This window comes from Streptomyces pimonensis (assembly GCF_041380215.1).
GTDB classification, from domain to species: Bacteria; Actinomycetota; Actinomycetes; order Streptomycetales; family Streptomycetaceae; genus Streptomyces; species Streptomyces pimonensis.
In genome coordinates this window covers 160,822-185,394 of record NZ_JAHWZY010000003.1, presented here as the reverse complement: position 1 = coordinate 185,394, position 24,573 = coordinate 160,822, and the positions used below count along the sequence as shown (strand labels likewise).

At 74.0% G+C, this 24,573-nt stretch carries 17 protein-coding genes; 5 read left to right on the top strand and 12 right to left on the bottom strand.

The window, feature by feature from the left end; all coding sequences use genetic code 11:
- Positions 1–16 precede the first annotated feature (16 nt).
- The 8 genes from KYY02_RS05035 to bdeA form a co-directional block, all read right to left on the bottom strand.
- Positions 17–1,303, bottom strand: coding sequence for an ABC transporter substrate-binding protein (locus KYY02_RS05035; protein WP_371236192.1), 1,287 nt, complete (start codon positions 1,301–1,303; stop codon positions 17–19).
- Positions 1,300–2,442: a branched-chain amino acid ABC transporter permease gene (locus tag KYY02_RS05030; RefSeq protein WP_371236191.1), complete on the bottom strand. Its 1,143-nt coding sequence runs from the start codon at positions 2,440–2,442 to the stop codon at positions 1,300–1,302. The genes KYY02_RS05035 and KYY02_RS05030 overlap by 4 nt, the downstream gene beginning before the upstream one ends.
- Positions 2,435–3,331 carry a branched-chain amino acid ABC transporter permease gene (locus tag KYY02_RS05025; RefSeq protein WP_371236190.1) on the bottom strand — a complete coding sequence of 299 codons (897 nt, stop codon included), beginning with the start codon at positions 3,329–3,331 and terminating at the stop codon, positions 2,435–2,437. The genes KYY02_RS05030 and KYY02_RS05025 overlap by 8 nt, the downstream gene beginning before the upstream one ends.
- Positions 3,328–4,131, bottom strand: coding sequence for an ABC transporter ATP-binding protein (locus KYY02_RS05020; protein WP_371236189.1), 804 nt, complete (start codon positions 4,129–4,131; stop codon positions 3,328–3,330). Before KYY02_RS05020 ends, KYY02_RS05025 begins: the two co-directional genes overlap by 4 nt.
- Positions 4,128–4,904, bottom strand: a complete 777-nt coding sequence (locus tag KYY02_RS05015) for an ABC transporter ATP-binding protein (RefSeq protein WP_371236188.1) — start codon at positions 4,902–4,904, stop codon at positions 4,128–4,130. The genes KYY02_RS05020 and KYY02_RS05015 overlap by 4 nt, the downstream gene beginning before the upstream one ends.
- 398 nt (positions 4,905–5,302) lie before the next feature.
- The gene (locus KYY02_RS05010; RefSeq protein WP_371236187.1) at positions 5,303–6,562 is read right to left on the bottom strand and encodes an RsbRD N-terminal domain-containing protein; all 1,260 of its coding nucleotides are present in this window, start codon (positions 6,560–6,562) and stop codon (positions 5,303–5,305) included.
- Positions 6,563–6,707: 145 nt separating this feature from the next.
- Positions 6,708–9,578: a LuxR C-terminal-related transcriptional regulator gene (locus KYY02_RS05005; RefSeq protein WP_371236186.1), complete on the bottom strand. Its 2,871-nt coding sequence runs from the start codon at positions 9,576–9,578 to the stop codon at positions 6,708–6,710.
- A 158-nt stretch (positions 9,579–9,736) separates the two neighbouring features.
- Entirely contained in the window at positions 9,737–10,639 is a 903-nt protein-coding gene (gene bdeA / locus KYY02_RS05000) for a bis(hydroxyethyl) terephthalate hydrolase (protein WP_371236185.1), read from the bottom strand.
- Positions 10,640–11,275: 636 nt separating this feature from the next.
- Between bdeA and KYY02_RS04995 the strand changes: the two genes are divergently transcribed.
- Positions 11,276–11,482, top strand: coding sequence for a hypothetical protein (locus tag KYY02_RS04995; protein WP_371236184.1), 207 nt, complete (start codon positions 11,276–11,278; stop codon positions 11,480–11,482).
- Positions 11,483–11,523: 41 nt separating this feature from the next.
- Here KYY02_RS04995 and KYY02_RS04990 read toward each other — a convergent pair whose 3' ends face one another.
- On the bottom strand, positions 11,524–13,209 hold the full coding sequence (locus KYY02_RS04990; RefSeq protein WP_371236183.1) for a tetratricopeptide repeat protein: 1,686 nt from the start codon (positions 13,207–13,209) through the stop codon (positions 11,524–11,526).
- A gap of 924 nt (positions 13,210–14,133) precedes the next feature.
- Here KYY02_RS04990 and KYY02_RS04985 point away from each other — a divergent pair.
- Positions 14,134–14,955, top strand: a complete 822-nt coding sequence (locus tag KYY02_RS04985) for an SAM-dependent methyltransferase (RefSeq protein WP_371236182.1) — start codon at positions 14,134–14,136, stop codon at positions 14,953–14,955.
- A 71-nt stretch (positions 14,956–15,026) separates the two neighbouring features.
- On the opposite strand, the gene KYY02_RS04980 is transcribed toward KYY02_RS04985, so the two are convergent.
- The gene (locus KYY02_RS04980; protein WP_371236181.1) at positions 15,027–15,947 is read right to left on the bottom strand and encodes a helix-turn-helix domain-containing protein; all 921 of its coding nucleotides are present in this window, start codon (positions 15,945–15,947) and stop codon (positions 15,027–15,029) included.
- A gap of 156 nt (positions 15,948–16,103) precedes the next feature.
- Positions 16,104–16,334: a DUF397 domain-containing protein gene (locus tag KYY02_RS04975; protein ID WP_371236180.1), complete on the bottom strand. Its 231-nt coding sequence runs from the start codon at positions 16,332–16,334 to the stop codon at positions 16,104–16,106.
- A 782-nt stretch (positions 16,335–17,116) separates the two neighbouring features.
- Here KYY02_RS04975 and KYY02_RS04970 point away from each other — a divergent pair.
- The 3 genes from KYY02_RS04970 to KYY02_RS04960 all read left to right on the top strand — a co-directional run bounded on the left by KYY02_RS04970 (position 17,117) and on the right by KYY02_RS04960 (position 22,067).
- The gene (locus KYY02_RS04970; protein WP_371236285.1) at positions 17,117–17,662 is read left to right on the top strand and encodes a hypothetical protein; all 546 of its coding nucleotides are present in this window, start codon (positions 17,117–17,119) and stop codon (positions 17,660–17,662) included.
- Positions 17,663–17,870: 208 nt separating this feature from the next.
- The gene (locus tag KYY02_RS04965; protein ID WP_371236179.1) at positions 17,871–20,570 is read left to right on the top strand and encodes a SpoIIE family protein phosphatase; all 2,700 of its coding nucleotides are present in this window, start codon (positions 17,871–17,873) and stop codon (positions 20,568–20,570) included.
- A 132-nt stretch (positions 20,571–20,702) separates the two neighbouring features.
- Positions 20,703–22,067 (top strand): FAD-dependent oxidoreductase, encoded by a 1,365-nt coding sequence (locus KYY02_RS04960; protein ID WP_371236178.1) that lies wholly within the window; start codon positions 20,703–20,705, stop codon positions 22,065–22,067.
- Between the two features lie 75 nt (positions 22,068–22,142).
- On the opposite strand, the gene KYY02_RS04955 is transcribed toward KYY02_RS04960, so the two are convergent.
- Positions 22,143–24,512, bottom strand: a complete 2,370-nt coding sequence (locus KYY02_RS04955; protein WP_371236177.1) for a glycoside hydrolase family 65 protein — start codon at positions 24,510–24,512, stop codon at positions 22,143–22,145.
- Positions 24,513–24,573: the final 61 nt, after the last annotated feature.

The window sequence follows — 24,573 nt, the reverse complement described above, 5'->3', positions numbered from 1 at the left end:
GGTGCCCGGCCGTCCGTCACCGCGCGGACAGGTAGTCCTCCACTCCCGGCGCCGCGTGCGCGTCCTCCGCGTTCACCACGCCGCCGACCGCCTCGGCGTCGGGCTTGAGCACGTACGTCTCGACGCTCGCGGGGCGGTCGACGTCGGAGAAGTTCTGCGGGGTGCCGAGGCCGGTGTCGGCGTTCGTCTGCGCGCGGTGCGCCCTGACGACGTCCTCGCGGGTGAGACCGCCCGCCTCGCAGGCCTTCTTCAGGCCGCCGCCCATGAGCTGGGCGGCGTTGTACCCGGAGAGCACCCCGGAGTCGACCGGCGAGTCCGGGTACTTCTTCCGGTACGACTCCACCATGCTCTTCACGCCCGGCAGGTCGGAGCTGACCGCGGGTGCCGCGCTGACCACGTTGAGCATGGCCGCCAGGGCCGGCGCGGCGGGGGTCTTCATCAGCTGGGGCGCGAAGCCGGGGGCGCTGCTGACGACGGGGACCTTCAGCCCCCGGGAGGCGGCGACGCCGACGAGGGAGGCGGTCTGCGCGGGCCCGGCACTGATCAGGACGGCCTTCACGCCCTCCTTGCGCAGGGCCGAGACCTGGGCGGACAGGTCGGTGTCCGTGGCCTTGATCTTCTGCCCGGCCACCTTCAGCCCGGCTTTCCCGGCCGCCCAGGTGGACCCTTCCAGCGCGTTGGCGCCGTAGTCGCCCTCGAAGTAGACGTGACCGATGGTGTCGCCCTTCTTCAGACCCTTGGCGCGGGTGAGGAACTCGACGGCGGCGATCATGTCGACGTCGTAGGTGGTGCCGAGCACCTGGATGGCGTCCCTGCCGAGCAGGGAGGCCGCCCAGGCCTGCGGGAAGGTGAGCACCTTGTCCCGCTCGATGTCGTCGAGCAGCGCGGCGACCACCGGGGAGCCGATGACCTGGGGCAGCGCCACGACGTCCGGGGCGATGTCGGCGTAGGCGGTGACCGCCTTCTGCACGTCGTAGCCGTGGTCCTTGACGACGATCTCCACTTTGCGGTCGCAGATGCCGCCCTTGGCGTTGGTCTCGTCGGCCCACATCTGCTGGGCCTGCACGATGCTCTTGCCGAGGGTGGCGTAGGGCCCGGTCAGGTCGGTGAGGGCACCCAGCCTGATGGTGCCGGCGTCGACGCCGGGTCCGGTGCGGACGCCGTCGGCGGCCTCGCCGCCCTTGTCGCCGTCGTCCGCCTTGGAGCTGCATCCGGTGGCCGCGAGCAGCAGGGCGAGGGCGCCGGCGAGGGCGGTCCCGGCGGTGCGGCGCCGGTTGCGGCGGGTGCGGTGCGTGGTGTTCACGGGGTGTGCTCCTTGGGTCGCGCGGCGGTCGGTTGCGGAGGCGGAGGGACGACGGCGTCCGGGGCGGGGGCACGGGACCGGCGGCGCCGTACGCGGTCCCGCGCCCGGCGGGCCAGGCCGTGCAGGCCGTCGGGGGCGTACAGCAGGACCAGGACGATCGCCGCGCCGTAGAGGTAGCGGGCCGCCTCGGTGGGGCCCATGGCGCCCTCGGCGGAGCCTGGGGCGGTCACCAGCGGGAGCTGGTCGGCGTAACGGGTCATCAGCAGCGGCAGCGCGGTGACGAAGACGGCGCCGGCGGTGGCTCCGGCGACGGAACCCAGGCCGCCGATGACGATCATGGCGAGGTAGTCGACGGAGAGCGCGAGGGAGAAGTAGTCCGGGACGACGCGGCGGAAGGCGAGCGCCAGGAGCACCCCCGCGAGGCCCGCGTACATCGACGACACCACGAAGGCCGCCGAGCGGTGCCGGGCGACGTCGACGCCCATCACGGAGGCCGCGGTCTCGCTGTCGCGCAGGGCGGCCAGCGCCCGGCCGGGGCGTGAGCGCAGCAGACCGCGGGCGGTGAACCAGGTGAACGCGAACAGGGCCAGGCCCAGGTACCACAGCCGTTCCTCCGCGCCGAACGGCACGCCGAGGACGGTCGGTCCGGGGTCGCTCTGAGCGAACGTGAACCCGCCGAGGGTCAGCGGGGGGACGGAGCGGCCGTTGAAGCCGCCGGTGACGGAGTCCGCGGTCAACAGGACATGGTGGCCGAGGAAGACCAGCGCGAGGGTGGCGATGCCCAGGTAGATGCCCTTCACCCGGGCGGCCACGGGACTGAACAGGCCGCCGGCCGCTCCCGCGAGCAGTACCGCGAGGAGCGCGGCGAGGGCCGGCGGCAGTCCCGGTCCGGGCTCGCCGGCCAGCCAGGCGTAACCGTAGGCGCCGACGGCGAGGAAGAAGGCGTGGCCGAGGGAGAGCTGTCCGGCGGTACCGCTGAGCAGGGCGAGGCCGACGGCGCCGATGGCCGCGGCCATGGAGAACAGGCCGATGCGCAGCCAGAAGGCGTCCAGGTAGAACGGCGGCAGGCACAGCACCACGGCGAGCAGCAGGAGCGAGGCCCGGCGACGTGCGAGGGCGACGGGGAGTCGGTCAGACACGGGCCGTTCCCTTCGCTCCGAACAGCCCGGTGGGCCGTACGAGGAGGACGAGCAGCATCACGGCGTACGGGGCGACGTCGCCGAAACCCTCACCGAGAACGTGCAGTTCGGACTGGTAGCCGACGACGAGTGCCTCGGTCAGGCCGATGATCAGGCTGCCCGCGAGGGCGCCGGCCGGGGAGGCGAGGCCGCCGAGGATCGCGGCCGGGAAGGCGTTGAGGGCGATCTGCCCGGTGGTGCGCTCCAGTCCGGGCGCGGGGAACGCGGCGAGGAACACGGCGGCCAGCGCGGCGAGCGCGCCCGCCAGGCACCAGGCGCCCGCGCGGACCCGGCTGAGCCGTACGCCCATGAGCGCCGCGGCCTCCAGGTCCTCGGCCGCCGCCCGCAGGGACAGCCCCCAGGAGGTGAACCGGAAGAGCGCGAACACTCCGCCGATGACCACGGCCGACACCACGATCGCGGCGAGCCTGCTGTCGGCGACGGTCACCGGGCCCAGCTCGGTCACCGCGTCGCCCCACGGGTCCCCCAGGGACAGCAGGTCGCCGCCGATGCGCCGGGCCAGGTCGGTGAGCAGAACGATGTCGATGCCGATGGTGACGATGGTCTGCACGTGGGCGGAGTGGGCGTCCTGGCCGCCGCGTTGCAGCAGGAACCGGTCGAGTGCGCCCGCGAGGGCGGCGGTGACGAGGACCGCCAGGGCCAGCGCCCCTGCGAAGCCGAGGTCGTCGTGGAGGACGGCGGTGAGGTAACCGCCGAGCAGGAGCAGGGAGCCGTGGGCGAAGTTGAGCACGCCGGAGGCCTTGAAGATGACGACGAAGCCGAGGGCGACCAGCGCGTAGACCGCGCCGAGCGCCAGTCCGCCGAGGACGTTGTCGAGGAGTGTCGTCATGCCGCGTCCTCCCCGGTCGCGTCGGTGCCGAGGTAGGCGCGCAGCACTTCGGGGTCCTGGCGGACCTCGTCGGGGGTGCCGTGGGCGATGGGCTTGCCGAAGTCGAGCACGGTGACGTCGTCGGCGAGGCGCATGACGAGGCCCATGTCGTGTTCGACGAGGACGATGGACAGGCCGAGTTCGGCGCGGAGTTCGCCCACCACCTCGGCGGTGCGGGCACGTTCGGCGGCGTTCATGCCGGCCACGGGTTCGTCGAGGAGCAGCACGCGGGGCTCCAGGCAGAGTGCGCGGGCGAGTTCGACGCGCTTGCGGTCGCCGTACGACAGCAACGCGACGGGACTGTCGAAGTGATGAGCCAGGCCGGTGAGTTCGGCGATCCGACGCGCTCTGCCGAGGTGCTCGCGCTGTTCCCGCACGGCGCTCGGCAGGCGCAGCGCGCTCGCGGCGAACCCGGCGCGGGACAGGGCGTGGCGGCCGAGCATCAGGTTGTCGGCGACGGTGCCGTGGGTGGTGACGATGTTCTGGAAGGTGCGGGCCACGCCGAGTGCGGCGATGCGGTGCGGGGCGAGGCGGGTCAGCTCGGTGCCGCCGAGCGTCACCGAGCCGGCGGCCGGGCGGCACAGGCCGGACAGCACGTTGAAGCAGGTCGACTTGCCGGCGCCGTTGGGTCCGATGAGCGCGTGCACCGAGCCCGGGGCGACGGTGAAGGAGACGCCGTCGAGGGCGGTGAGTCCGGCGAAGCGCACGGTGACGTCCCGTACGTCGAGCACGGGCGGTGCGGTGGTGGTGCGGTCGGTCACGCCGCCCCCTGGTCCCCGGCCGACTCGCCCAGGTAGAGGCGGCGTACGGCGTCGGTGCGGGCGAGTTCGTCGGCGGGACCGGACAGGCGGGTCTCGCCGACCTCCAGGACGTGCGCGTGGTCGGCGAGGGAGAGCGCCATGCCGGCGTTCTGCTCGACGAGGAGCACGGCGGTGCCCTGGGCGTTGATCTCGCGGATCACCTCGGCGATGCGGTACACCATCTGCGGGGCGAGACCGAGGGAGGGCTCGTCGAGGAGCAGCAGGCGCGGGGCTGCCATCAGGGCGCGGCCGATGGCGAGCATCTGCTGCTCGCCGCCGGAGAGCAGGCCGGCGGCCTGGTGCGTGCGTTCGGCGAGGCGGGGGAAGAGCGTGAAGACCCGGTCACGGGCCTCCTGGGCCCGGGCGTGCCCGCGACGGCCGAGGCCGCCGGAGCGCAGGTTCTCGTCGACCGAGAGTCCGGCGAACACCCGTCGCCCCTCGGGGACCTGGACGACTCCGGCGCGTACCGCCGCGACGGGGTCCTTGCCGTCGAGCACCGTCTCGCCGTAGCGGACACGGCCGGCCGTGATCGCGCCACGGTGCAGGCGCAGCGTGCCGGACACGGCCCGCAGCAGGGTCGTCTTGCCCGCGCCGTTGGCGCCGAGCAGGGCGACGACGGCGCCGTGCGGCACGGTCAGGGACACGGAGCGGAGAGCGGACAGCGCGCGCCCGTACGTCACGTCGACGTTCTCGACGTGCAGCGCGGGCAGATCGTCCGGTGGTGCTTCGGGCATCACGACTCCTCGGGGCCGCGCCGCGCGGGGCGGTCACGGCTTCGGGGGAAGGGGTGCCTCACGACAGCACGGCGGCGAGCGGCCGGTACAGGTTTCGGCGCCCGCACGCTGCGGCGTACCAATGGGGGTGGGTGGGGGTTGTGCGGGTGCCCATGCGGGGCTGTCACGGCGGCGCCGGGGGCGTCGGGGGCGCCGCACCGGGTGGGGCGCCGCTCGCCGGCTCCGGCGGAGGTGCCGCCGCGCCCGCCCTCCCCCGCTCCCGGCTTCGCCCGGGCGGGAGGTACCCCCATCGCCCGGGGAGGCACCCCCGGGCGATGGGGGTACCTCCCCGGGCCTTCAGGCACTGGGAGGCACGACTGCTCGCAGCTCAGCGGGGCGGTCGGCGCGGCCGGGTGGGGTCAGGGACGGAGGAGGGCGCGGGCGGTCAGGGCCAGGCTGACTTCGATCAGGTCGGTGGGGCGGGAGAGGGAGCGGCCGGTGAGCTGTTCGTAGCGGCGGAGGCGGTTGAGGACTGTGTTGCGGTGGCAGTACAGGCGCCGGCCGGCCCGTTGGGCCGAACCGTCGCAGGCCAGCCAGGTGGCCAGGGTGTCCAGCAGGACCTCCGCGTCGGCGGGTTCGAGACGGGCCAGCGGGCCGAGCAGCCGCTCGGCCAGCGCGGCGCCGAGTTCGGGACTCGACGCCACCAGCGCCGCCGGCAGGTGCTCGGTCAGGTGGACCGTGCCGCCCTCCTCGGGGCACAGGCTCAACGCGGTGTCCGCCAGCCGCCGCGCCTCCCCCACGGCGGACAGCCCGTCGACCTCGCTGCTGACGCCCACCCGCGCACCGGCTGCCCGCTCCTTCGGCACGACGGACTCCGTACCGTCCCCGGTCAGGACGATGCCGTGATCGACGTCCACGCCCGTGTGCCAGTGCACGCGCACACCCGGAGCGAGATCCACTTGGGCACCGGGACAACCGGTGGGCCGGCCGCCGGCGACCGCGACGACCACGTACCGGCCGTGCTCGGGCAGGCCGAGTGCCTGCGCGGCCTCGGGCAGGTCGGCGATCCTGCTCGTGCCGTCCAGCAGGGCCGCGGCCAGCAGACGCACCCTGTTCTCCCTCCGCCACGCCAGCTGCCGCTCGGTCTGCCGGTAGGCGTCCGCGACGAGTGTGCAGTGCTCGTCGACGAAGTCCCACACGTCGGACGCCACGTGCACCAGCAGCCGTACGTCCTCGGGCGCCGCCCGGGACGTCTCGTCGACCAGGCCCTGCCACACCAGCGAGCCGCCCAGCCGGAAGGCGTGCAGCAGGGCGTCCAGCGGCAGCCCCTGCTCGGCGCGCGTGGCGCCGATCTTCCAGGAGCAGCGTCGCGCCGCGTCACGGGCGCCGCGCGGATCGAGCAGGGAGGAGATGCTGTGCCGCAGTGAGCGGTGCGCCTCCTGCCAGGTCCCGGTGGCGTCGTCCTCCACTGCGGCCCGGTAGGCGGGCTCCTGCTCCTGCAGCGCGGCGACCAGCCCGTCGGTGAGCTGGGGCAGGTCGTCCAGCAGGACGCGGGCGGCCCGGTGCAGCACGCGCAGCGCGTCGGCGTCGATCAGCGACCGCACGCGCGGTGTCCGGGGCCGTGGGGCGGGCGCGGGTCCAGGACGCAGCAGGGTACGTGGCCGTACGGCGTGTTGCATCGCGCATCTCCCCCAGGGTCGGCTTCCCGGCGGTGCCCGTGCGGCGGCGGTCCCCGTACCGGCGCCCGGCCGGTACGGGGAGGCCGCGGGCCGGCCGCCGTCGGACTCGTCCTGCCCGAAGGATGGCATACCGTCCGGTCGGTCCCTAGGGGCGTGCACCGGTCTTTTCCGGCTGTTCGACGAGGCGGACCAGCTCGACCCGGGACCGTACCCCCAGCGTGGCGAAGATGTTCCGCAGGTGGTAGTCGACGGTGCGGGTGCTGACGGACAGGCTCAGGGCCACCTCCCGGTTGGTGGCGCCCTCGGCGACGCGCCGTGCGATGCGCAACTGCTGCGGGGTCAGCCGGGACAGCTCCCCGGCCCCCGGTCGGCCGGGGGCCGCACCGCCCGCCCGCGACTCGGCGGCGGCCTGCTGCGCCCACAGGTGCGCGCCGCAGCGCTCGAAGCCCATCAGCGCCTCACCGAGACGGTTCCGCGCCTCGCGCAGCCGTCGTCTGCGCCGCAGCCACTTGCCGTAGAGCAGCTCCGTGCGTGCCCGCTCGAAGTCCCCGGCCGTCTCCTCGTGGCGCTCCAGGGCGCGCAGGTACAGGGGGCCGGCCGCGTCCGGGGCCGCCAGGAGGGCTCGGCAGCGCAGGAGTTGGGCGGGGGCCTGCGGGTCGGCTCCGCAGGCGGCCCACAGGGCGAAGTCCTCGACGACCGCGGCCGCGTCCTCGGGACGCCCGGCGAGCGCGGTGGCCTCCACGAAACAGGGGACGGCGAGCATCCACACCGCGAAGTGGCCGCGGCGGACGCCGGGGCGAACCAGGGGGCCCAGCCGGTCCGCGGCCTCGCGGGGACGGCCGGCACCGAGGTCGGCGCGGGCCGCGGCCCACTGGGCGAGCGTCGCGGCCTGCGCGAGTCCGTGCCGGCGGGCGGTGCGCAGGGCCGCGGCGACGTGCTCGGCGACGATCTCCCGCTCCCCCTCGATGGACGCGGCGAGCGCCAGCACCGCGTGGTGGTGGGCGGCCATGTTCCGCTGTCCGGTCCGCGACGCGGTGCGCAGCCCTTCCTCGGCGTGGGTCCGGGCGAGCTGGTGGCGGCCGGCCCGCAGTTCGGCGTAGGCCAGGTACTCCAGCGCCCTCGGTTCGAGGGCGGCGCAGCCGAGGGTACGGGCCGCGGCGAGTGCCCGTGCGCCGGCCCGGCGGGCTGCAGTCAGGTCACCGAGCATGAGCCCGGCGGAGGCGGACCGCAGGAGCGGCTCGGGCCCGTCGCCGGACAGCCCCCGCTCGACCACCCGCCGCAACGGGCCGGCGGCTCGGTCGAACCGCCCCAGGAGGACGGCCCGCATCCCGTCCCGGTGGTCCCGGAGCAGCCCGGAGGGCGGGGCGGCGTCATCCGCGTCACTCCCGACGGCGGCTCCCTCACCGCCCGCGGGTCCCGCACCCGGCGTCCCCCCGCCGAGGACACCCCGGCCGGCCGTCACCGCCCCGCCGGCGACCACCCGCCCGGCACCGACCACGACGCCGTCCCCGTCGGCCGGGACCTCCGCCCCGGGGCCGCCTGCCGGGGCCCCGGCGGCCGGTGTGTACGTCCCGGAGGCCGCGAGGGCGTGGAGGCAGGAGGTCGGGTCGCCTGCCGCCCAGGCGGCGTCCGCCGCTCCCAGGGTCGCCGCGTCGGCGGCCTCGCGGTCGGTCCCGGCGAGCAGCCCCGCGGCCAGCAGGAAGGACTCGCAGGCGTCGTCCACCGGCCCGTCGGCGAGGAGCACCGCGCCCCGCAGGAGTTGCGCACCGCCGCGTACGGAGGCGGGGGCCAGACGGCTCCGGGCGGCGTCGAGCAGGCGCAGGGCCTCGGAAGGACGCCCGGCGAGCAGGGCCTGTTCCGCGGCGGCGGTGCAGCGGTGCGCCCGCTCCGCCTCGTCCGCCGTCAGCTCGGCGGCACGGGTGAGCGCCCGGCAGCGCAGGACCGGCGGCGCGCAGGCCGCTGCCACCGCGAGCTCGGCGGCGAGGGCGGGAGCGGGACCCGTGGTGGTCCAGGAGCGGTGCAGCAGCGCGAGGACACCGCCCGTACCCGTGCCTGTCAGGCACGCGGCCAGTGCGCGGTGCGCGGCACGGCGCCGTTCGGGCGGCGCGCCGGCGTACACCGCTCTCCCCAGCAGCGTGCTGCGGAACCGCAGGCGGCCCTCCGCCAGGACCAGCACCTCGGGCAGCGGACGTGCCGCGCCGGCCCCGGCCGCCCGCCGTACGAGGTCCGCGTCGGCGTCCGGTTCCCCCGTCGCGTGCACGGCGGCCGCCACCGTCAGCAGCAGGTCGGCCCGGTCCGGTGGTACACCGGTCAGGCACCCGCCGGCCACCCCGGCGAGGGCCTCCCCGTCGGCCAGCGGCCGGGGCAGCGGCCGGCGCCCGGCGAGCTGGGCGGGCGACAGCCGGTGGACCAGCGCGAGCAGCAGCGCGGGGTTGCCCTCGGCCGCCGTCAGCAGTTCCTCGCGCACGCCGGGGTCGACGGCGCCGCCGGTCACGTCGTCGACCACACGGGCCGCGTCCCCGGGCGCCAGCGGACCCAGCCGCAGCACGGGCAGTGCCGCCAACTCCCGGTCGACGGGCCGGTGTCCGGGAACCGTGAGGAGCAGCCCCGCCCGGACCCCGGCCGCACGCACCCGCGCGGCGGCGTGTCCCAGCGCGGCGCGCGACGCGGCGTCCCACAGGTGCGCGTCGTCCACGCACACCAGGACCGGCGACGCGCCGGCCGCCGCGCGCAGGAGGCCGAACAACGCCTCCCCCGCCGTACCGTCCCCCGCGACCGGCGCAGCGCGGCCGGCGGCGCGCAGCAAGGTCCGCAGACCGCTCAGCGGCGGCGCGGCACGGCCGGGGCCGCCGCGTACGTGCCACACCGGTCCGGCGCGGAAGGAGCCGGCGGCGTACTCGAGGAACGCCGTACGGCCGCAACCGGGTTCACCGGTCACGACGCGGGCGCCGCCGTCGGTGCTCAGCCCGTCCAACAGCCGGTGTACCGCCTGCCGCGGGGTCGTCTGTCCGGTCACCCACTTCACCTTACTCACGCGTAAGGTGAAGTGGAGGGGGCGCGTCCACGAATGTGCCGGGGCACAGGGCGTCCGGCGTCCGGCGGTGCGCGCACACAGACGCCGGTGGCGGCCCGCGCCGTGCGCGGACCGCCACCGGGTGGTCGTTCGGCGGGAACTCAGGAGGTGTGCGGGCAGTTGCCCCGGGACTCCTCGACGGTCAGGCTCGGCCGGGGCAGCGGGCACAGGAACCGCTCGTAGCGGATGTCGTTGTCGATGAACCGCTTCAGCCAGGAGATGCTGTACTTCGCGATCGTCGTGTTCGACGAGTTGGGCGTGAAGTGGGTGGCGCGGTTCAGCTCGATGTAGGCCCGGTCCAGGGAGGACGGCAGACCGGTGTAGAGGGGCTCGGCGTGGCTGGAGACGGGAGCGACGGTGTCACCGTCGGCGCCGAAGAGAAGGGTGGGGGTCCGGACCTCGGGCCAGGTCTTGTCGAGGTTCCAGGGCGTCAGCGGGACCGCCGCCTGGAGCGAGGGCCGGTCCTTGGCGGCTTCGAGGGTTCCGCCGCCGCCCATCGAGTGGCCCATGACGCCGAGCCGGCTGCTGTCGATCCGGCCGCGTACCGCGCTGCGCTGGGTGAGGTAGTCCAGTGCGGCCAGCAGTTGGTCACCGCGGGAGGCGGGCTGGTCGAGGGTGGTGTTGGTGTCGATGGTGAACACCACGAAGCCCTGGGAGGCCAGGCGCGGGCCCAGCCAGGCGATGGAGGACTGGTAGGCGGTGAAGCCGGGCGAGACGGCGATCGCCCCGAAGGTGCCGTCGGCGGTGCTGGTCGGGTAGTAGATGGTGCCTCCGCCGAAGCCGGTGACGGCCAGCGAGGAGACGGAGATGTCCGACACCGCGTACGGGCCGCGCAACGCCTCGATGCTCGATTCGGTCGGCGCCGGACCGCGCTCGTAGGGGTTGTCGGCCGCCTGGGCCCCGGGGCTGCCGAGGGTGGTGAGACCGACGACGGCGGCGACGGCCGTGGCCAGCGTGGCGAGCCTGCCGGTCCTGCGCCCGCTGGTGTGGGGGTGCTGCTGCACGACGAGTGGTCCTCTCTGTCGCGGCGGGCGGCCCGCCCGGCCGGTGCACGGGGGTCACTGAAGGGTGGGGGTCGCACACCGGCCGGGGGCGCCGCCGATTGACTGGGGGTGCCACTGTCGGGGAGGAGGGGGCCGGCGCGGACCGGCAATCTCACCGGTCTTGTGCGCCGTGTCGTGCGTGCCGGGGCCGGTTCGTGCGGCCAGGTGCCAAGCTCGGACACCCCGGGACGACCGTGCCCGTCCGCACGGCGTGCCGAGGTGGAACGGGGGTACACGGGCGTGCGCGGTCACCGTCGGAGTCGGCGCCGACGGTGACCGCGGTGCGCGGAGGCCGTCCCCGCAGCGGTTACGCAAAGCCCCTTGCGCCGCGTCGTGGGCGTGGGTCCGGCCGCCGGCCCGCTCGACCGGGGCGGGGCCGTCCAACAGCCGCCCGCCCCCCGGGAGCCCCCGCGTGCCGCGGGAGATCCTCCGCGTCCCGGCCGGAGTGCGCGAGTCCGGTGGTCCCACCGCGCCCGGTCGCCCGTCCTCCTTCCGGGATCCGGCCCGCCGGTATGCCTCCCGGACCCGCACATCACCCGACTGGCTCGCCGGACGAGCCGTCCGGACCCGGGCCGTGCTGGTATGGAAGCGGCCTCCATGCCTACCCGGAGGGAGCTGGAAATGCACGAGATGTGGTGCGGTGCAGACACTTCGGGGGAGCTGGTGTGGCATGTCCTCACGTCGGACAAGTCATCCACGCTCTGCGGAGTGGAGAAGCAGGACGAGTCGACTCGTCGGCATGTGACGGACCGGCACTGCTTCTCCTGCATGAGGACGTTCCAGGACGTCGTCGAGGCGAGCTGAGGCCGGGCCCCGGCCCGCTGGGCCGGCCCTCCCGGGCCGGTTCAGTGGCAGGGGCGGTCCGCGCCGGAGGTCACCGGGCGGTGGGTCTCCAGCCGGCAGAAGCAGGACGACTCGACGGGTACGTCCGCCAGCGCGGTCGCCTGTCTGAGCTGCTGGGCGATGATCGCCGCCTCCCCGGTCCTCCCGGTGCGCAGCAGGCACTCGTGGAACCCGTGCAGCGCCCAGACGTTGCCCGGATGCTGCAGGGGCCGGGGCAGCGTGCCGTCGAGGCCGAGGTCGGCCCGGTACACGGCTTCGGCCTCTTCGACACGGCCCTGTTCCAGCAGCAGCGCCCCGTAGGCGTGCCGGGCGGGCTGCATCCAGCCCCAGGGCTCGTCGTAGGGCAGGTTGTCGTCCAGTTCGACCGACCGCTCCAGCGCGGCGAAGGCGGTGTCGTACTCGCCCTTGCGGTAGGCGAGTTCGCCGTCCAGCATCGCCGACGCGATGGCGAGGACGTCGCGGCAGGTGTTGTTGAACAGCATCCGGGTCCCGGGGACGCGGCGCACGGCCGCACGGAAGCCGTCCCGTTCGGCCTCGGCCCCGTCGGTGGCGCCGGTCGCGGAGAGGGCGACACCCCGGGCGTAGTGGAGCATGGCGGTGGTCACGCAGTACAGCTCCGGGTCGGCGGGGAACGGCAGCGCCAGGATGTCGTCCCAGCGGCCGAAGCGGATCAGGACGTGGACGCGCATCGCCGGGAACCCCTCGAGCCAGTCGGCCATGGGCGGGCTCTGCACCCGGAGGAGTTCCTCGGGGACGGCGGCCTCGAGCCGCGCGGCGGCGTCCAGGGCGACCTCCGACTGACCGGCGAACATGGCGCCGTAGATCCTGAAGTGGTGGTTGTGGGCACGGTAGAGCGTGTAGAAGTTCATGGCGCCGGCCCGCTCGAGGTACTTCTCGTCGGCGGCGACGGCGGCGGTGTTGTCGGAGACGACCCGGCGGTAGTCGCCGCACAGCACTTCCAGGTGCGAGGGCATGTGGTTCAGGTGCCCGGCGTCGGGCACGGCGCCGCGCAGCCGGTCCGCGACGGTGAGGGCGGCTTCCGGCGTGGGGGACATCTCCATCAGGTGGATGTACAGGTGGAGGATGCCGGGGTGCCGGGCGCCCGCGTCGGTGGCGAGCGCCGCGTCGAGGACGGCCTTGGCCTCCAGGGTGCGGGCGCCGTCGGCCGGACGGCCGGTCCGCAGGTCCCACAGCTGCCAGGGGGTGAGGTTCATCAGGGCGTCGGCGCAGAGGGTGGCCACGTCCGGGTCGCCGGGGGCGTTCCCGTACACGGCGAGCATCCGGTCCGCGTAGGGCTCGTTCCACACCGAGCAGTCCTGCACGGCCTCCGCCTGCGGGTAGCGGGCGCGCAGGGCCTCGATGAGGCCCCGCTCGACGGGGGTGGCGTGCGCGGCCTTCTCGTGCGCCCGCTCCACCGCCCGGTGGGTGCGTGCGACGGCGCCGACGAGTTCGTCGCCGTCGAAGGCCTCCCAGGGTTTGTTGTAGTTGGGGCCGAGGGCGTAGGCGATGCCCCAGTGGGCCATGGCGCAGTCCGGGTCGGCCCCGGCCGCCTTCTCGAAACAGGCGACCGCCTCCTCGTGGTTGAACGCGTACGTCCACATCAGTCCGCGGTCGAACCAGAGTTGGGCGTCGGCGGAGGAGGTCGTCACGGGCCTGCGGTGGTCGCCGAGGTCGTAGTAGTCGTCCATGCGTGCCTCCCGGGGCAGCGGATGACCGGCCGCCGGCGGCGCCGGCGACGGACGTCCCGTAGGGACGAAACCGACGATAGCGGGGCACAAGCGCTGACGCAGACGTCGGCGGGGATCCACCGCCCGGACCGGTCGCACGCCGACGAGGAGGTGCGGCGACAGCACCTTGGTCATCGTGTCGGCCCCGTACATCCGGCGGAGGGTCTGCGGGCGACAGGAGGGGACCGGCCCCGGCAGCTCCCGGCCCCTGGTGGCCCGTGCCGCCCGGACGGGCATCTCCCGGTGGAGCGGGTTCCGCGAGGCGGCCAGGTACAGGTCGCGCAGGAGGAGCAGCCCCGCCTCCGGGCGGCGTCCGAGAGCCTGCGAGGTCTTTTCCCGCAGGGGGCGAGCGGACCGGGCGAGGGGTGGGCGCGGGGGCCGGGGAACCGGACGCGTCGCGGCCGGGGGCGGCGAACCGTGCCGCGTTCCGGGGACCAGCGGGCGACGTCGGTGGCGGCGTGGCGGACCTCGCGCTCGGCGCGGTGGCGGCCGGCAGGCAGACAGACCCTGTTCCAGATCCCGTCCGTCGTCGTGCAGGGCGCAAAGCGCGACGCCGGTGCCGTTCATGAGCGGCTCCCCGCTTCCTCGGCGTCTTCGGCACCCGTGCCCTGCCGTGCGGCGCGCCGGGCGACCAGCGTCACGCGGGCCGCGGACGTCCTGGACAGGGCTGTTCGGAGAGCGGGCCCCAGTCGGTGACGGTGGTCCCGTCGACGGCGCGGCCGTGTTCGCCCTGTGCGTCCGGTCGGGCACCGGCGGTCATCGCGGACGACCGGCACGCCTTTCCTTCGGGGGCCTCCACCGACCGACTGGCACCGCCCCTCCGGGAGTCCCTAGGATGTACTCCCTGTCCAGCCAGTCCAGTTGGCGCGGCCCGCAGGGGGAACGATGCACGCCGGTAAGCAGTTGTCCACCGAGATCGACGCGACCGTGCCGACGGCAGCGCGCATGTACGACTACTACTTGGGCGGCAAGGACAACTACGCTGCGGACCGCGCCGCGACCGAGGAACTCGACAAGGTGGTGCCCAGCACCCGCCGCCTGGCGCTGAACAACCGGCGCTTCCTCCAGCGGGTGGTCCGTACCCTCACGCAGGAGTACGGGATACGGCAGTACGTCGACCACGGTTCCGGCCTGCCCACCCAGGACAACATCCACCAGGTCGCACAGCGCATCGACCCGACCGCCCACGTGGTGTACGCCGACAACGACCCGATGGTGCTGGTGCACGGCCGTGCCCTGCTGGAGCAGGACGGGCGCACCGCGGTCATCCAGGCCGACATGCGTGACACCGACGGGATATTCGGCCACCCGGAGACCCGGCGGCTGATCGACTTCTCGGAACCGGTGTGCGTGCTGTTCAACTCGGTCTTCCACTGCATCCCGGACGACGACACCGACGGTCCGCTCGCCCTGGCCCGCCGGGTGCGCGAACGGCTGGCGCCCGGCAGCTTCATGGTGATGTGCCAGCTCGTCAGTGACGACGCCGAGGTCCGCACGTTCGTCACCGACTTCATGGACCGGACGACCCACGGGAACTGGGGCCGGGTGCGCGAGCAGAAGGACGTCGAGTCGTACTTCGAGGGCCTGGAGATCCTGGAGCCCGGTCTGGTGGAGGTGTCCACCTGGCGCCCGGACACCGAGGTCGTGCCCCGCCAGCTCACCGACGAGTGGATCGAGTTCGGCGGTGTGGGCCGGATCCCGCTGTAATCCCTGACGCCGCGGCGCCCCCGCCGGACCTCTCGGGTTCCACGGGAGCGCCGGCGGGTTCGCGCCTTTCGCTACGCCGTGGCGTAGCGCTCCTCGATCGTCCTGCGGAGCAGCTCCACCGAGTCGCGCGGCTTGAGCGCCTCGTCGGCGAGGCGGTCCAGTGCGATCCGGTACTCCTCCGTCTCGTCGCGGTCCTCGAGGAAGTTGGCGCTTCTGATGTGCTCCAGATAGACCACGTCGGGCAGGTCGAGTCCGCCGAAGCGCAGATAGGTCACGGGGATGGCGGGAGCCGACGCGTTCGTCACGTCCAGCGGCACGATCTGCACCGTCACATTGGTCCGCTCGGCCATCGTCACCAGGTGCTCGAGCTGCTCGCGCATCACCGCGGGACTGCCCAGGACGCGCAGCAGGACCGACTCGTCGATGACGGCCCAGAGCTGCGGCGCGGCCTCTCGCAGCAGCAGCCCGGCGCGGCGCATGCGCAGTTCGACCCGGCGCTGCACCTCGCCGGCCGGGGCGTTCGGCAGTCCCCGCTCGACCACCGCGCGAGTGTAGGCGGCGGTCTGCAGCAGTCCGGGGACGTACTGGATCTCGAAGGTACGGATGGTGGCGGCGGCCTCCTGGAGCCCGACCAGGCGGTCGAACCACTCGGGCATCAGCCGCTTGTCGTACCGCTGCCACCAGCCCGGCTCTCCGGCCCGCCGGAGCAGCTTGAGCAGCACCGAGGCCTCGTACTCGTCGGTGCCGTACAGCTTCAGCAGGGCCCTGACGTCGCCCTCGGCCGGCGGGCGGCGGCCCTTGCCGGACTCGATGCGGGACAGCTTCGCCGGGCTGAAGCCGACGGAGCGCGCCGCTTGGTCCTGGGACAGTCCGGCATCGTCGCGGAAGCCCGCCAGCTGCACGCCGACCAGCATCTTCAGCAGGGTCGGGGCGGGCTCGGGCCTGTCCAGATAGGGTTCCAGACGGGAGATTCGATGCGACGCGGCGGTCATCCTTGACTCCCAGCAAACCGGCACAAGGGCGATTAACACTATCGCACCTGATTGCCCCTCACCGCATCCGCGTGCGAAAGCCGCAAGGAAGTGGCGCGTCGAGCTCCGCTTCACCGGCGCCGGTTCAAAGGGCCGGCGCCGGTTCGTCACGGGTGTTCAGACCAGGTGGTCGAAGTCCCCGTCCTTCGCGCCGGCCAGGAACGCCGCCAGCTCCGCGGCCGTGTAGACGAGGGCGGGACCCTCGGGGTCACGGGAGTTGCGCACCGCGATCCCCCCGTCGGTCAGCGGGGCCAGCTCGACACAGTTGCCCTCGGCGTTGCTGTGCCGGCTCTTGATCCAGCGGGCGTCCAACTGGCTGGCCCGCACTCCGTTCCGCACTCCTGGCACCGCTGTCTCCTCGCTGTTCCCGTGTCCCCCGGCGCGCACGGGCCGGGTGTCCGGCCGCGCGCCGGGAAAAATCTCGCGCAATTTCTCGTGCAATTGCACGCGAGCGCTGTCAGCGTGGATAATAACTGGGGCGTCAACCCCTGTGTTGGCGACCCGTCCTGACGTCGCATCGGGGAGATGCCGTGTCATCACCTGCGCATCCGTTACCTGTGCATCTGTTACCTGCGCATCCGTTGTTCCGGCCAACGGCCGCCGCCGTCACACGGACGAACGGCCGTGACACGGCGACGGCGGATCCGCGCCGGCGGCCCCCGGTGCCGCAGACGGCCCCTCCCGCGTCCGTCCCGGTCACGCCCCGCCTCGCACCCGGCCGGGAGGGGCTCGCGCGGGCGCGGTCCTTCACCCGGGACACCCTGCGCGACCGTCTGCCCGACCACGATCACGACCACGACGACGTCGCCCTCGTGATCACCGAACTCACCGCCGACACCGTGACACACGCGGCACCGCGGTGCGCGGATGCGCGGGACATCCGGCCCGGTTCCCGCCAGGGGCCCGCGCACCCGCCGCCCGCCGTCTGCGGCCCCGACGGCCACCCGCCCGTCCACGCCCCCGGTGCCGGCTCCGGCCCGGAGGCGCACGGCTGGGGGCCGCACACCGTCGACGCCCGGTCCGAGGGGGCGGGTCCTGCCCCCCGCCCCTCCGGCGGGCAGGACGGTGCGGGCCCGGTCGTCGACCCGTCCCCCCGTCCGACACGACTGCCGCGGAAAGGCACCCACGCCATGCGCAGCGCTTCCACGGAACAGCCGAGCAGCGAGCGCCCTGTGCGCCACACGCCCCCCGCCGGAGTGGCACGGACCGCACCCCTCACGGCACTGTCCCGCGTGCCGTGGGCCGACATGCAGGACTCCACCGGCTCGGCGGCGGCCATCCCCCTGCTGCTGAACGGCATCGCCTGGGGGGACTCCGGAACCGCCCGCGCCGCTCTGGAGGATCTACGGAAACGGATCTGCCAGTACGGCTTCGTCACGGAACAGGCGACCGCAGCCACGGTCCCCTTCCTGTGGGAGCTGGCCCAGCTGCCGCACGTCACCTGCCGGGTCGGCATCATCCAGCTGCTCAGGGCCATCGCCGACGCCCGGCAGTGGGAGAGCACCGCCGCCGCGTATCCCAAGCTGCTCAACCGACGGGAGAACCCGGTGGTGTGGGAGCGGGCCGCCCGGCAGGCGGTGCGCGCCCGGCGCGGCGACCTGAACCGGCTGCTGGCCGAGCCGGACACCGAGATCGCCCGCGCCACCAGGGAACTGGCCCGCGCCCTGGCCGACTGAGGGCGCGGAGCACGGCGTGCCGGGGTGGCCCGGCCGAGAAACGCGCGCGGCCTTCGGGGGACGGTCGCGCGCCGGGGGAGGGTCGCGCGCGATCGCCGGGGGGCGGCCGCGCGCGACCCGGGGGGACCGGTACCGCAGCGGTGACGACCCACTCGTCGGGCGGATGCCGCCCCTCGCCTCACATGGCGCGGCAGTGTAGACATGGCACATGGTCCGGCTCATGGGTCGCTCCCGGCCCCGGTCGTCCCTGCCGCCCGGTGCCGCGGCGTCCGTACGGCGTCGGCGGGACGCGGACGGCCGCTCCCGGTGGCATCCGGCGGCGGGACTGCGGTCGGTGCTGAGCGGGCGCAGCGTCGCCGGACAGGTGTTCGTGCTGCATCTGGTGATCGTGCTGCTGCTGGTCGGGGCGGCCCTCGTGGCGCTGGTGCTCCAGGTGCAGCGGGACAGCACGCGGGAGGCCCGCAACCGCTCGCTCGCCGTCGCGCAGACCTTCGCGAACGCGCCGGGCACCGTCGAGGCGCTGGAGTCCCCCGACCCCACGGCCGTGCTCCAGCCACGTGCCGAGGCGGCGCGCGAGCGGGCGCGGGTCGACTTCGTCGTCATGGACACCGACGGCATCCGCTACACCCGTCCCGGACCGGACCGCATCGGCAAGCGGTTCGTCGGCACCATCGGGCCCGCGCTGGCCGGCGAGCCGGTGGTGGAGGAGATCGAGGGCACCATCGGGCGGCTGGTGCAGGCGGTGGTGCCGGTGAGGGACGCCGACGGCGAGGTGGTGGGCCTGGTGTCGGCCGGCATCACCACCGAGCGCACCGGCGGGGCGGCGGAGGACCAGCTGCCCCTCCTCCTGGGCGCGGCCCTGGTGAGCAGACGGCTGCTGCGCCAGACCCACGGCCTGGGCCCGCACGAGATGACCCGGATGTACGAACACCACGACGCGGTGCTGCACGCGGTGCGCGAAGGGGTGATCATCGTCGACGGGGACGGGACGCTCATGCTCGCCAACGACGAGGCGCGCCGGCTGCTCGGCCTGCCCGAGGACGCCGAGGGCCGGCCCGTGCCGGCCCTCGGCCTGGACCCGGGCACCGCCGAGCTGCTGTCCTCGGGCCGCACCGCCACGGACGAGGTGCATCTGGTGGCGGACCGGCTGCTGGCGGTCAACCAGCGGCCCACCGACCGGGCGGGCGGTCCGCCCGGCAGCGTGGCCACGGTCCGCGACTCCACCGAGCTGCGCGCCCTCTCCGGCCGGGCGGAGGAGTCACGCGAGCGGCTCACCATGCTGTACGACGCGGGAGTGGGCATCGGGACGAGCCTGGACGTCATCCGCACGGCCGAGGAACTCGCCGAGCTGGCCGTGCCGCGGTTCGCCGACTTCGTCACGGTGGACCTGTTCGAGTCGGTGCTGGCCGGCGGCCACCCCGACGCGGCCGGCACACTGCGCCGCGCGGCGTCGGCGGGGATCGCCGTGGGCGCCCCGCTCTACCCCGAGGACGAGCGGATCCGCTTCGTCGCGTCGTCCCCGCAGGGTGTCAGCCTCGCCACCGGCCGGCCGGTCCTGGAGCCCCGGCTCGGCGAGGCGCCGGGCTGGCACGCCCAGGACGTGGAGCGTTCCGGGCAGGTCATGGAGTACGGCATCCATTCGCTGATCACCGTGCCGCTGCGGGCCGGGGCGCTGGTGCTCGGGGTGGTCAGCTTCTGGCGTTCGCGGAAGGCGGAGCCGTTCGACGTCGAGGAGCTGGCCCTCGCGGAGGAGCTGGTCGCCCGGGCCGCGGTCTCCATCGACAACGCCCGCCGTTACACGCGCGAGCACAGCATGGCGGTGACGCTCCAGCGGAGTCTGCTGCCGCGCACCCTGCCCGAACAGAGCGCCCTGGAGATCGCCTACCGCTACCTTCCCGCGCAGGCCGGGGTGGGCGGGGACTGGTTCGACGTGCTGCCGCTGTCCGGGGCCCGGGTCGCGCTCGTGGTCGGCGACGTCGTCGGCCACGGCCTGCACGCGGCGGCCACGATGGGGCGGCTGCGCACGGCGGTGCACAACTTCTCCGCGCTGGACCTTCCGCCCGGCGAGCTCCTGACCCTGCTCGACGAGCTGGTCGGGCGCATCGACCAGGACGAGGCGCAGGACGAGCAGAGCGCGCCGGTGACGGGGGCGACCTGTCTGTACGCGGTCTACGACCCGGTCTCCCGGCGCTGCACCGTGGCCCGCGCGGGCCACCCGCCGCCGGCCGTGGTCCGCCCGGACGGCGGGGCGGAGTTCTGGGACGTGCCCGCCGGCCCCCCGCTGGGGCTCGGCGGTCTGCCGTTCGAGTCGGCCGGTCTGGAACTGCCGGAGGGCAGCCGGCTCGTCCTCTACACCGACGGACTGGTCGAGGACCGCGGGCACGACATCGACGTCGGCCTGGAACGGCTGCGTGAGGCGCTGTCCCGGGCCGGCGACTCCCCGGAGGACATGTGCAGGATCGCACTGGAGTCCCGGCGCCCGGTACGGGCCGGTGACGACATCGCGCTGCTCGTGGCGCGGACCCGGGCGCTGGCCGCCGACCGGATCGCCCAGTGGCCGGTGCCGGCGGACCCGGCGGCCGTCGGCGAGGTGCGGGCGGCTGTCACCCGGAAGCTGACCGAGTGGGGGCTGGACGAGCTGGCGTTCGGCACGGAGCTGATCCTGAGCGAGCTGGTCACCAACGCGCTCCGCTACGGTGGCACCCCCATCCGGGTGCGGATGCTGTACGACCGCAACCTGATCTGCGAGGTGTACGACGGCAGCAGCACCTCGCCCCATCTGCGGTACGCCACCATGACGGACGAGGGCGGCCGCGGTCTGTTCCTGGTAGCCCAGCTCGCCGAGCGCTGGGGCACCCGCTACCTGCCCGCCGGCAAGGTCATCTGGTCGGAACAGCCCGCCCCATGAGACATAAGCCCTTGCAGGGGGTCTCATAAGACAGACTTATGAGTTCATAGACGGGACCCGCGTACCAGGTAAGGCATGCCTCAGTTAGGCTTCCCACCGAGTCGCCTGTCATCACTCGAAGGGAACCTGACCATGCCCCGCCCCCTGCGGGTAGCCATCGTCGGATCCGGCCCCGCCGGGATCTACGCCGCCGACGCCCTGCTCAAGTCCGACGTTGCCGCCGAACCGGGCGTGTCCATCGACATCTTCGAGCGCATGCCGGCACCGTTCGGACTGATCCGTTACGGCGTCGCCCCCGACCATCCGCGGATCAAGGGCATCATCACCGCCCTGCACCAGGTGCTCGACAAGCCGCAGGTCCGGCTGTTCGGCAACGTGGACTACGGCACCGACATCCACCTCGACGACCTGCGCGCGTTCTACGACGGCGTGATCTTCGCCACCGGCGCCATGGCCGACCGCGCGCTGGACGTGCCGGGCATCGACCTCGACGGCTCCTACGGCGCCGCGGACTTCGTCTCCTGGTACGACGGCCACCCGGACGTGCCGCGCACCTGGCCCCTGGAGGCCGAGAAGGTCGCCGTGCTCGGCGTCGGCAACGTCGCCCTCGACGTGGCCCGCATCCTGGCCAAGACGGCCGACGAGCTGCTGCCCACCGAGATCCCGCCGAACGTCTACGAAGGCCTGAAGGCCAACAAGGCGATGGAGATCCACGTCTTCGGCCGCCGCGGTCCGGCACAGGCGAAGTTCAGCCCGATGGAGCTGCGGGAGCTGGACCACTCCCCCACCATCGAGGTGATCGTCGACCCCGAGGACATCGACTACGACGACGGTTCGATCGCCACCCGGCGCGGCAACAAGCAGGCCGACATGGTCGCCAAGACCCTGGAGAACTGGGCGATCCGCGATGTCGGCGACCGTCCGCACAAGCTGTTCCTGCACTTCTTCGAGTCCCCCGCCGAGATCCTAGGTGAGGACGGCAAGGTCGTCGGCCTGCGCACCGAGCGCACCGCACTCGACGGCACCGGCAATGTGAAGGGGACCGGCGAGTTCAAGGACTGGGACGTCACCGCGGTCTACCGGGCCGTGGGCTACCTCTCCGACAGGCTCCCCAAGCTGCCCTGGGACATCGCCTCCGGCACGGTCCCGGACGAGGGCGGGCGCGTCGTCCAGGAGACCGGCGAGTACCTGGACTCCACGTACGTCACCGGCTGGATCCGGCGCGGTCCGGTGGGTCTGATCGGCCACACCAAGGGCGACGCCAACGAAACGGTGGGGAACCTGCTGAAGGACTACGCGGACGGCCGGCTCCAGGAGCCCGCGTCGCCGGCCCCGGAGGCCGTGGAGACGTTCCTCGCCGAGCGCGGCATCCGCTTCACCACCTGGGGCGGCTGGTACCGCCTGGACGCCGCGGAGAAGGCGCTGGGCGAACCGCAGGGCCGCGAGCGCGTGAAGCTCGTGGAGCGCGAGGACATGCTGCGCGCGAGCGGCGCCTGACCCCCTGCCCCGCGCGGGCTCACCGCCGGGCGCCCGTCCGGTCCGCTCCCCGGACCGGACGGGCGCCCGCATGCGTCAGTCCGGCAGGGCCAGGCGGCCCGTCCCGCCGGGCTGGAGGCGGACCGTGCGGTCCGGGAGGTGGACCTCGATCGCGGTGCGGCCGGAGGAGGGCACGGTGATCTCCAGCAGGCCGTGTTCCAGCCGCAGCCGGACGCCCCAGTGGCCGTGATAGCGCAGGGTGAAGCCGTAGGAGGAGAGTTCGGGCAGGGGCACCGGGTCGAGCCACAGGGCTCCGCCACGGGTCTCGAGACCGGTCAGCCCGCGCTGGACGAGGTCGAGGGTGCCGGCCATGGCGCCGAGGTGGATGCCCTCCCCGGTGGTGCCGCCCTGGATGTCCGCGATGTCCGCCCGCAGGGCCTCCTGGCAGAACTTCCAGGCATCCGCGCGCCGGGCCCGGGCCAGTACCCAGCCGTGGACCAGGCCGCTGAGGGTGGAGCCGTGACTGGTGCGGTGGAGGTAGTGGTCGACCGTGCGCCGCCAGGTCCGTTCGTCCAGGCTCATGCCCAGCCTGCGGAAGATCCCCTGGAGTTCGGCGGGCGAGAAGAGGTAGCCCAGCATCAGGACGTCCGCCTGCTTGGAGGCCTGGTACCGGTTGACGGAGTCGCCCTCGGCCTCCAGCAGCCGGTCCAGGCGCCGGATGTCGCCGTACCGGTGCCGGTAGCCCCGCCAGTCGAGTTCGGCGAGTTCGCCGTAGCCCTCGAACTGGCTGATGACGCCGTGGTGGAGGGGGACGTGGAGGGTGCGGGAGACCTCCTCCCACTTCTCCGGCTCCCTCGCGTCCAGACCCGCCCGCTCGGCGAGTTCACGGCGGCGCGGTTCGGGCAGACCGCGCAGCACGTCCAGGGTGCGGGCGAGCACCCAGGCGGCCGTGACATTGGTGTACGCGTTGTCGTCGAGGCCCGGTTCGGTGGCGTCCGGGTAGGCGTCGTGGTACTCGTCGGGGCCGAGCACGCCCTTGATGCGGTAGCGGCCCAGACGGTCGTCGAAGGTGGCGGAGTCCGCCCAGAAGCGGGAGACGTTCAGCAGCATCTCGGCGCCCTTGGTGTGCAGGAACTCCTGGTCGCCGCTGGCCTCGCAGTACTGCCAGACGTTGTACGCGATCGCCGATCCGACGTGGTGCTGGAGGTGGGAGTGGTCGGGCAGCCAGCGGCCTGAGCGGGGGTTGAGGTGCAGTTGCTGGGTCTCCTCCCGGCCGTCGCTGCCGCTCTGCCAGGGGTACATCGCGCCGCGGCGCCCGGCGTCCCTGGCAGCGGTGCGGGCCCGCTCCAGGCGACGGTGACGATGGTGCAGCAGCGCGCGGGAGACCTCGGGGAAGTGCAGGTTGAGGTACGGCAGCACGAACAGCTCGTCCCAGAAGACGTGCCCCCGGTACGCCTCGCCGTGCAGTCCCCGGGCCGGGACCCCCACGTCCAGGTCCGCGGTGTGCGGGGAGAGGGTCTGCAGGACGTGGAAGAGGTGCAGCCGCAGGATGCGGCCCGCCGCGCCGGGCACGTCCAGCTCGGCCCGGCGCCACAGCTGCGCCCAGGCCGTCAGGTGCGGCGGGAGCAGCTCGTCGAAGCCGCCCGCCCGGACCACCCGGTCGACGGCGGCGTGCAACGGATCGCTGATCGCGGGGTCCCGGGAGGTGTGCAGGGCGACGATCTTGTCGACGGTGACGGTGTGTCCGGCGGTCAGGTCCAGCCGGGTGGTCTGCAGGGCGCGCGGGCGGTCGTGCCGGTTCGTGACGGGCGCGGGTGCCGTCAGCCGGGCGGCGAGCGCGATCCGGATGTCCGAGGTGCGGGTGCGGCAGCGCAGCCACACCGTGTCCGCGGCGGTCGTTCCGGTGAGCACATGGGTCAGATGACGGCCGTCCAGCTCCCGGTAGCGCGGCACCCCGGCGTTGGTGACGTCCCCGTCGAGCGCCGCCTCGGTCTCCAGAGGGCCGGAGAAGCCCTCGGCGGTGAACTCGGTGCGCAGGCCCGCCAGATGGGGGTCGGCCATGTGCACGAAGCGGTGCTGGCGCACCAGGAGCGCCCGTCCGGCGCCGAGGCCGTACCGCGTCCTGCGCTCCAGGAGCCCCGAGGACAGGTGCAGGGTCTCGCCGTGGTCGAGCACGGGTGCGGTGTCGGGAGTGAGCCAGGGCTCGCCGGGGAGCCGGAAGCGCAGCGGCAGCCAGTTGGGCAGGTTGACCATGTCCTCGTTCTCGACGTGCCGTCCGGCGACCACCGAGACGAGCCGGTTGTAGACGCCTGCCGCGTACGTGCCCGGGTAGTGCACCTCGTCCGCGGAGCACTCCGGCAACGCGCCCCGGGTGGCGAAGTATCCGTTGCCGAGGGTGCACAGCGACTCCCGCAGGCGCGCGTCGGCGGCGTCGTACCCCTCGTGCTCCCAGGTCCAGTCCGTCACTGCGACGCTCCTCCCGCCGACGGCTGCCGCGCGGCTGCGCGCCGCGGCGGTCCGTCCCGGA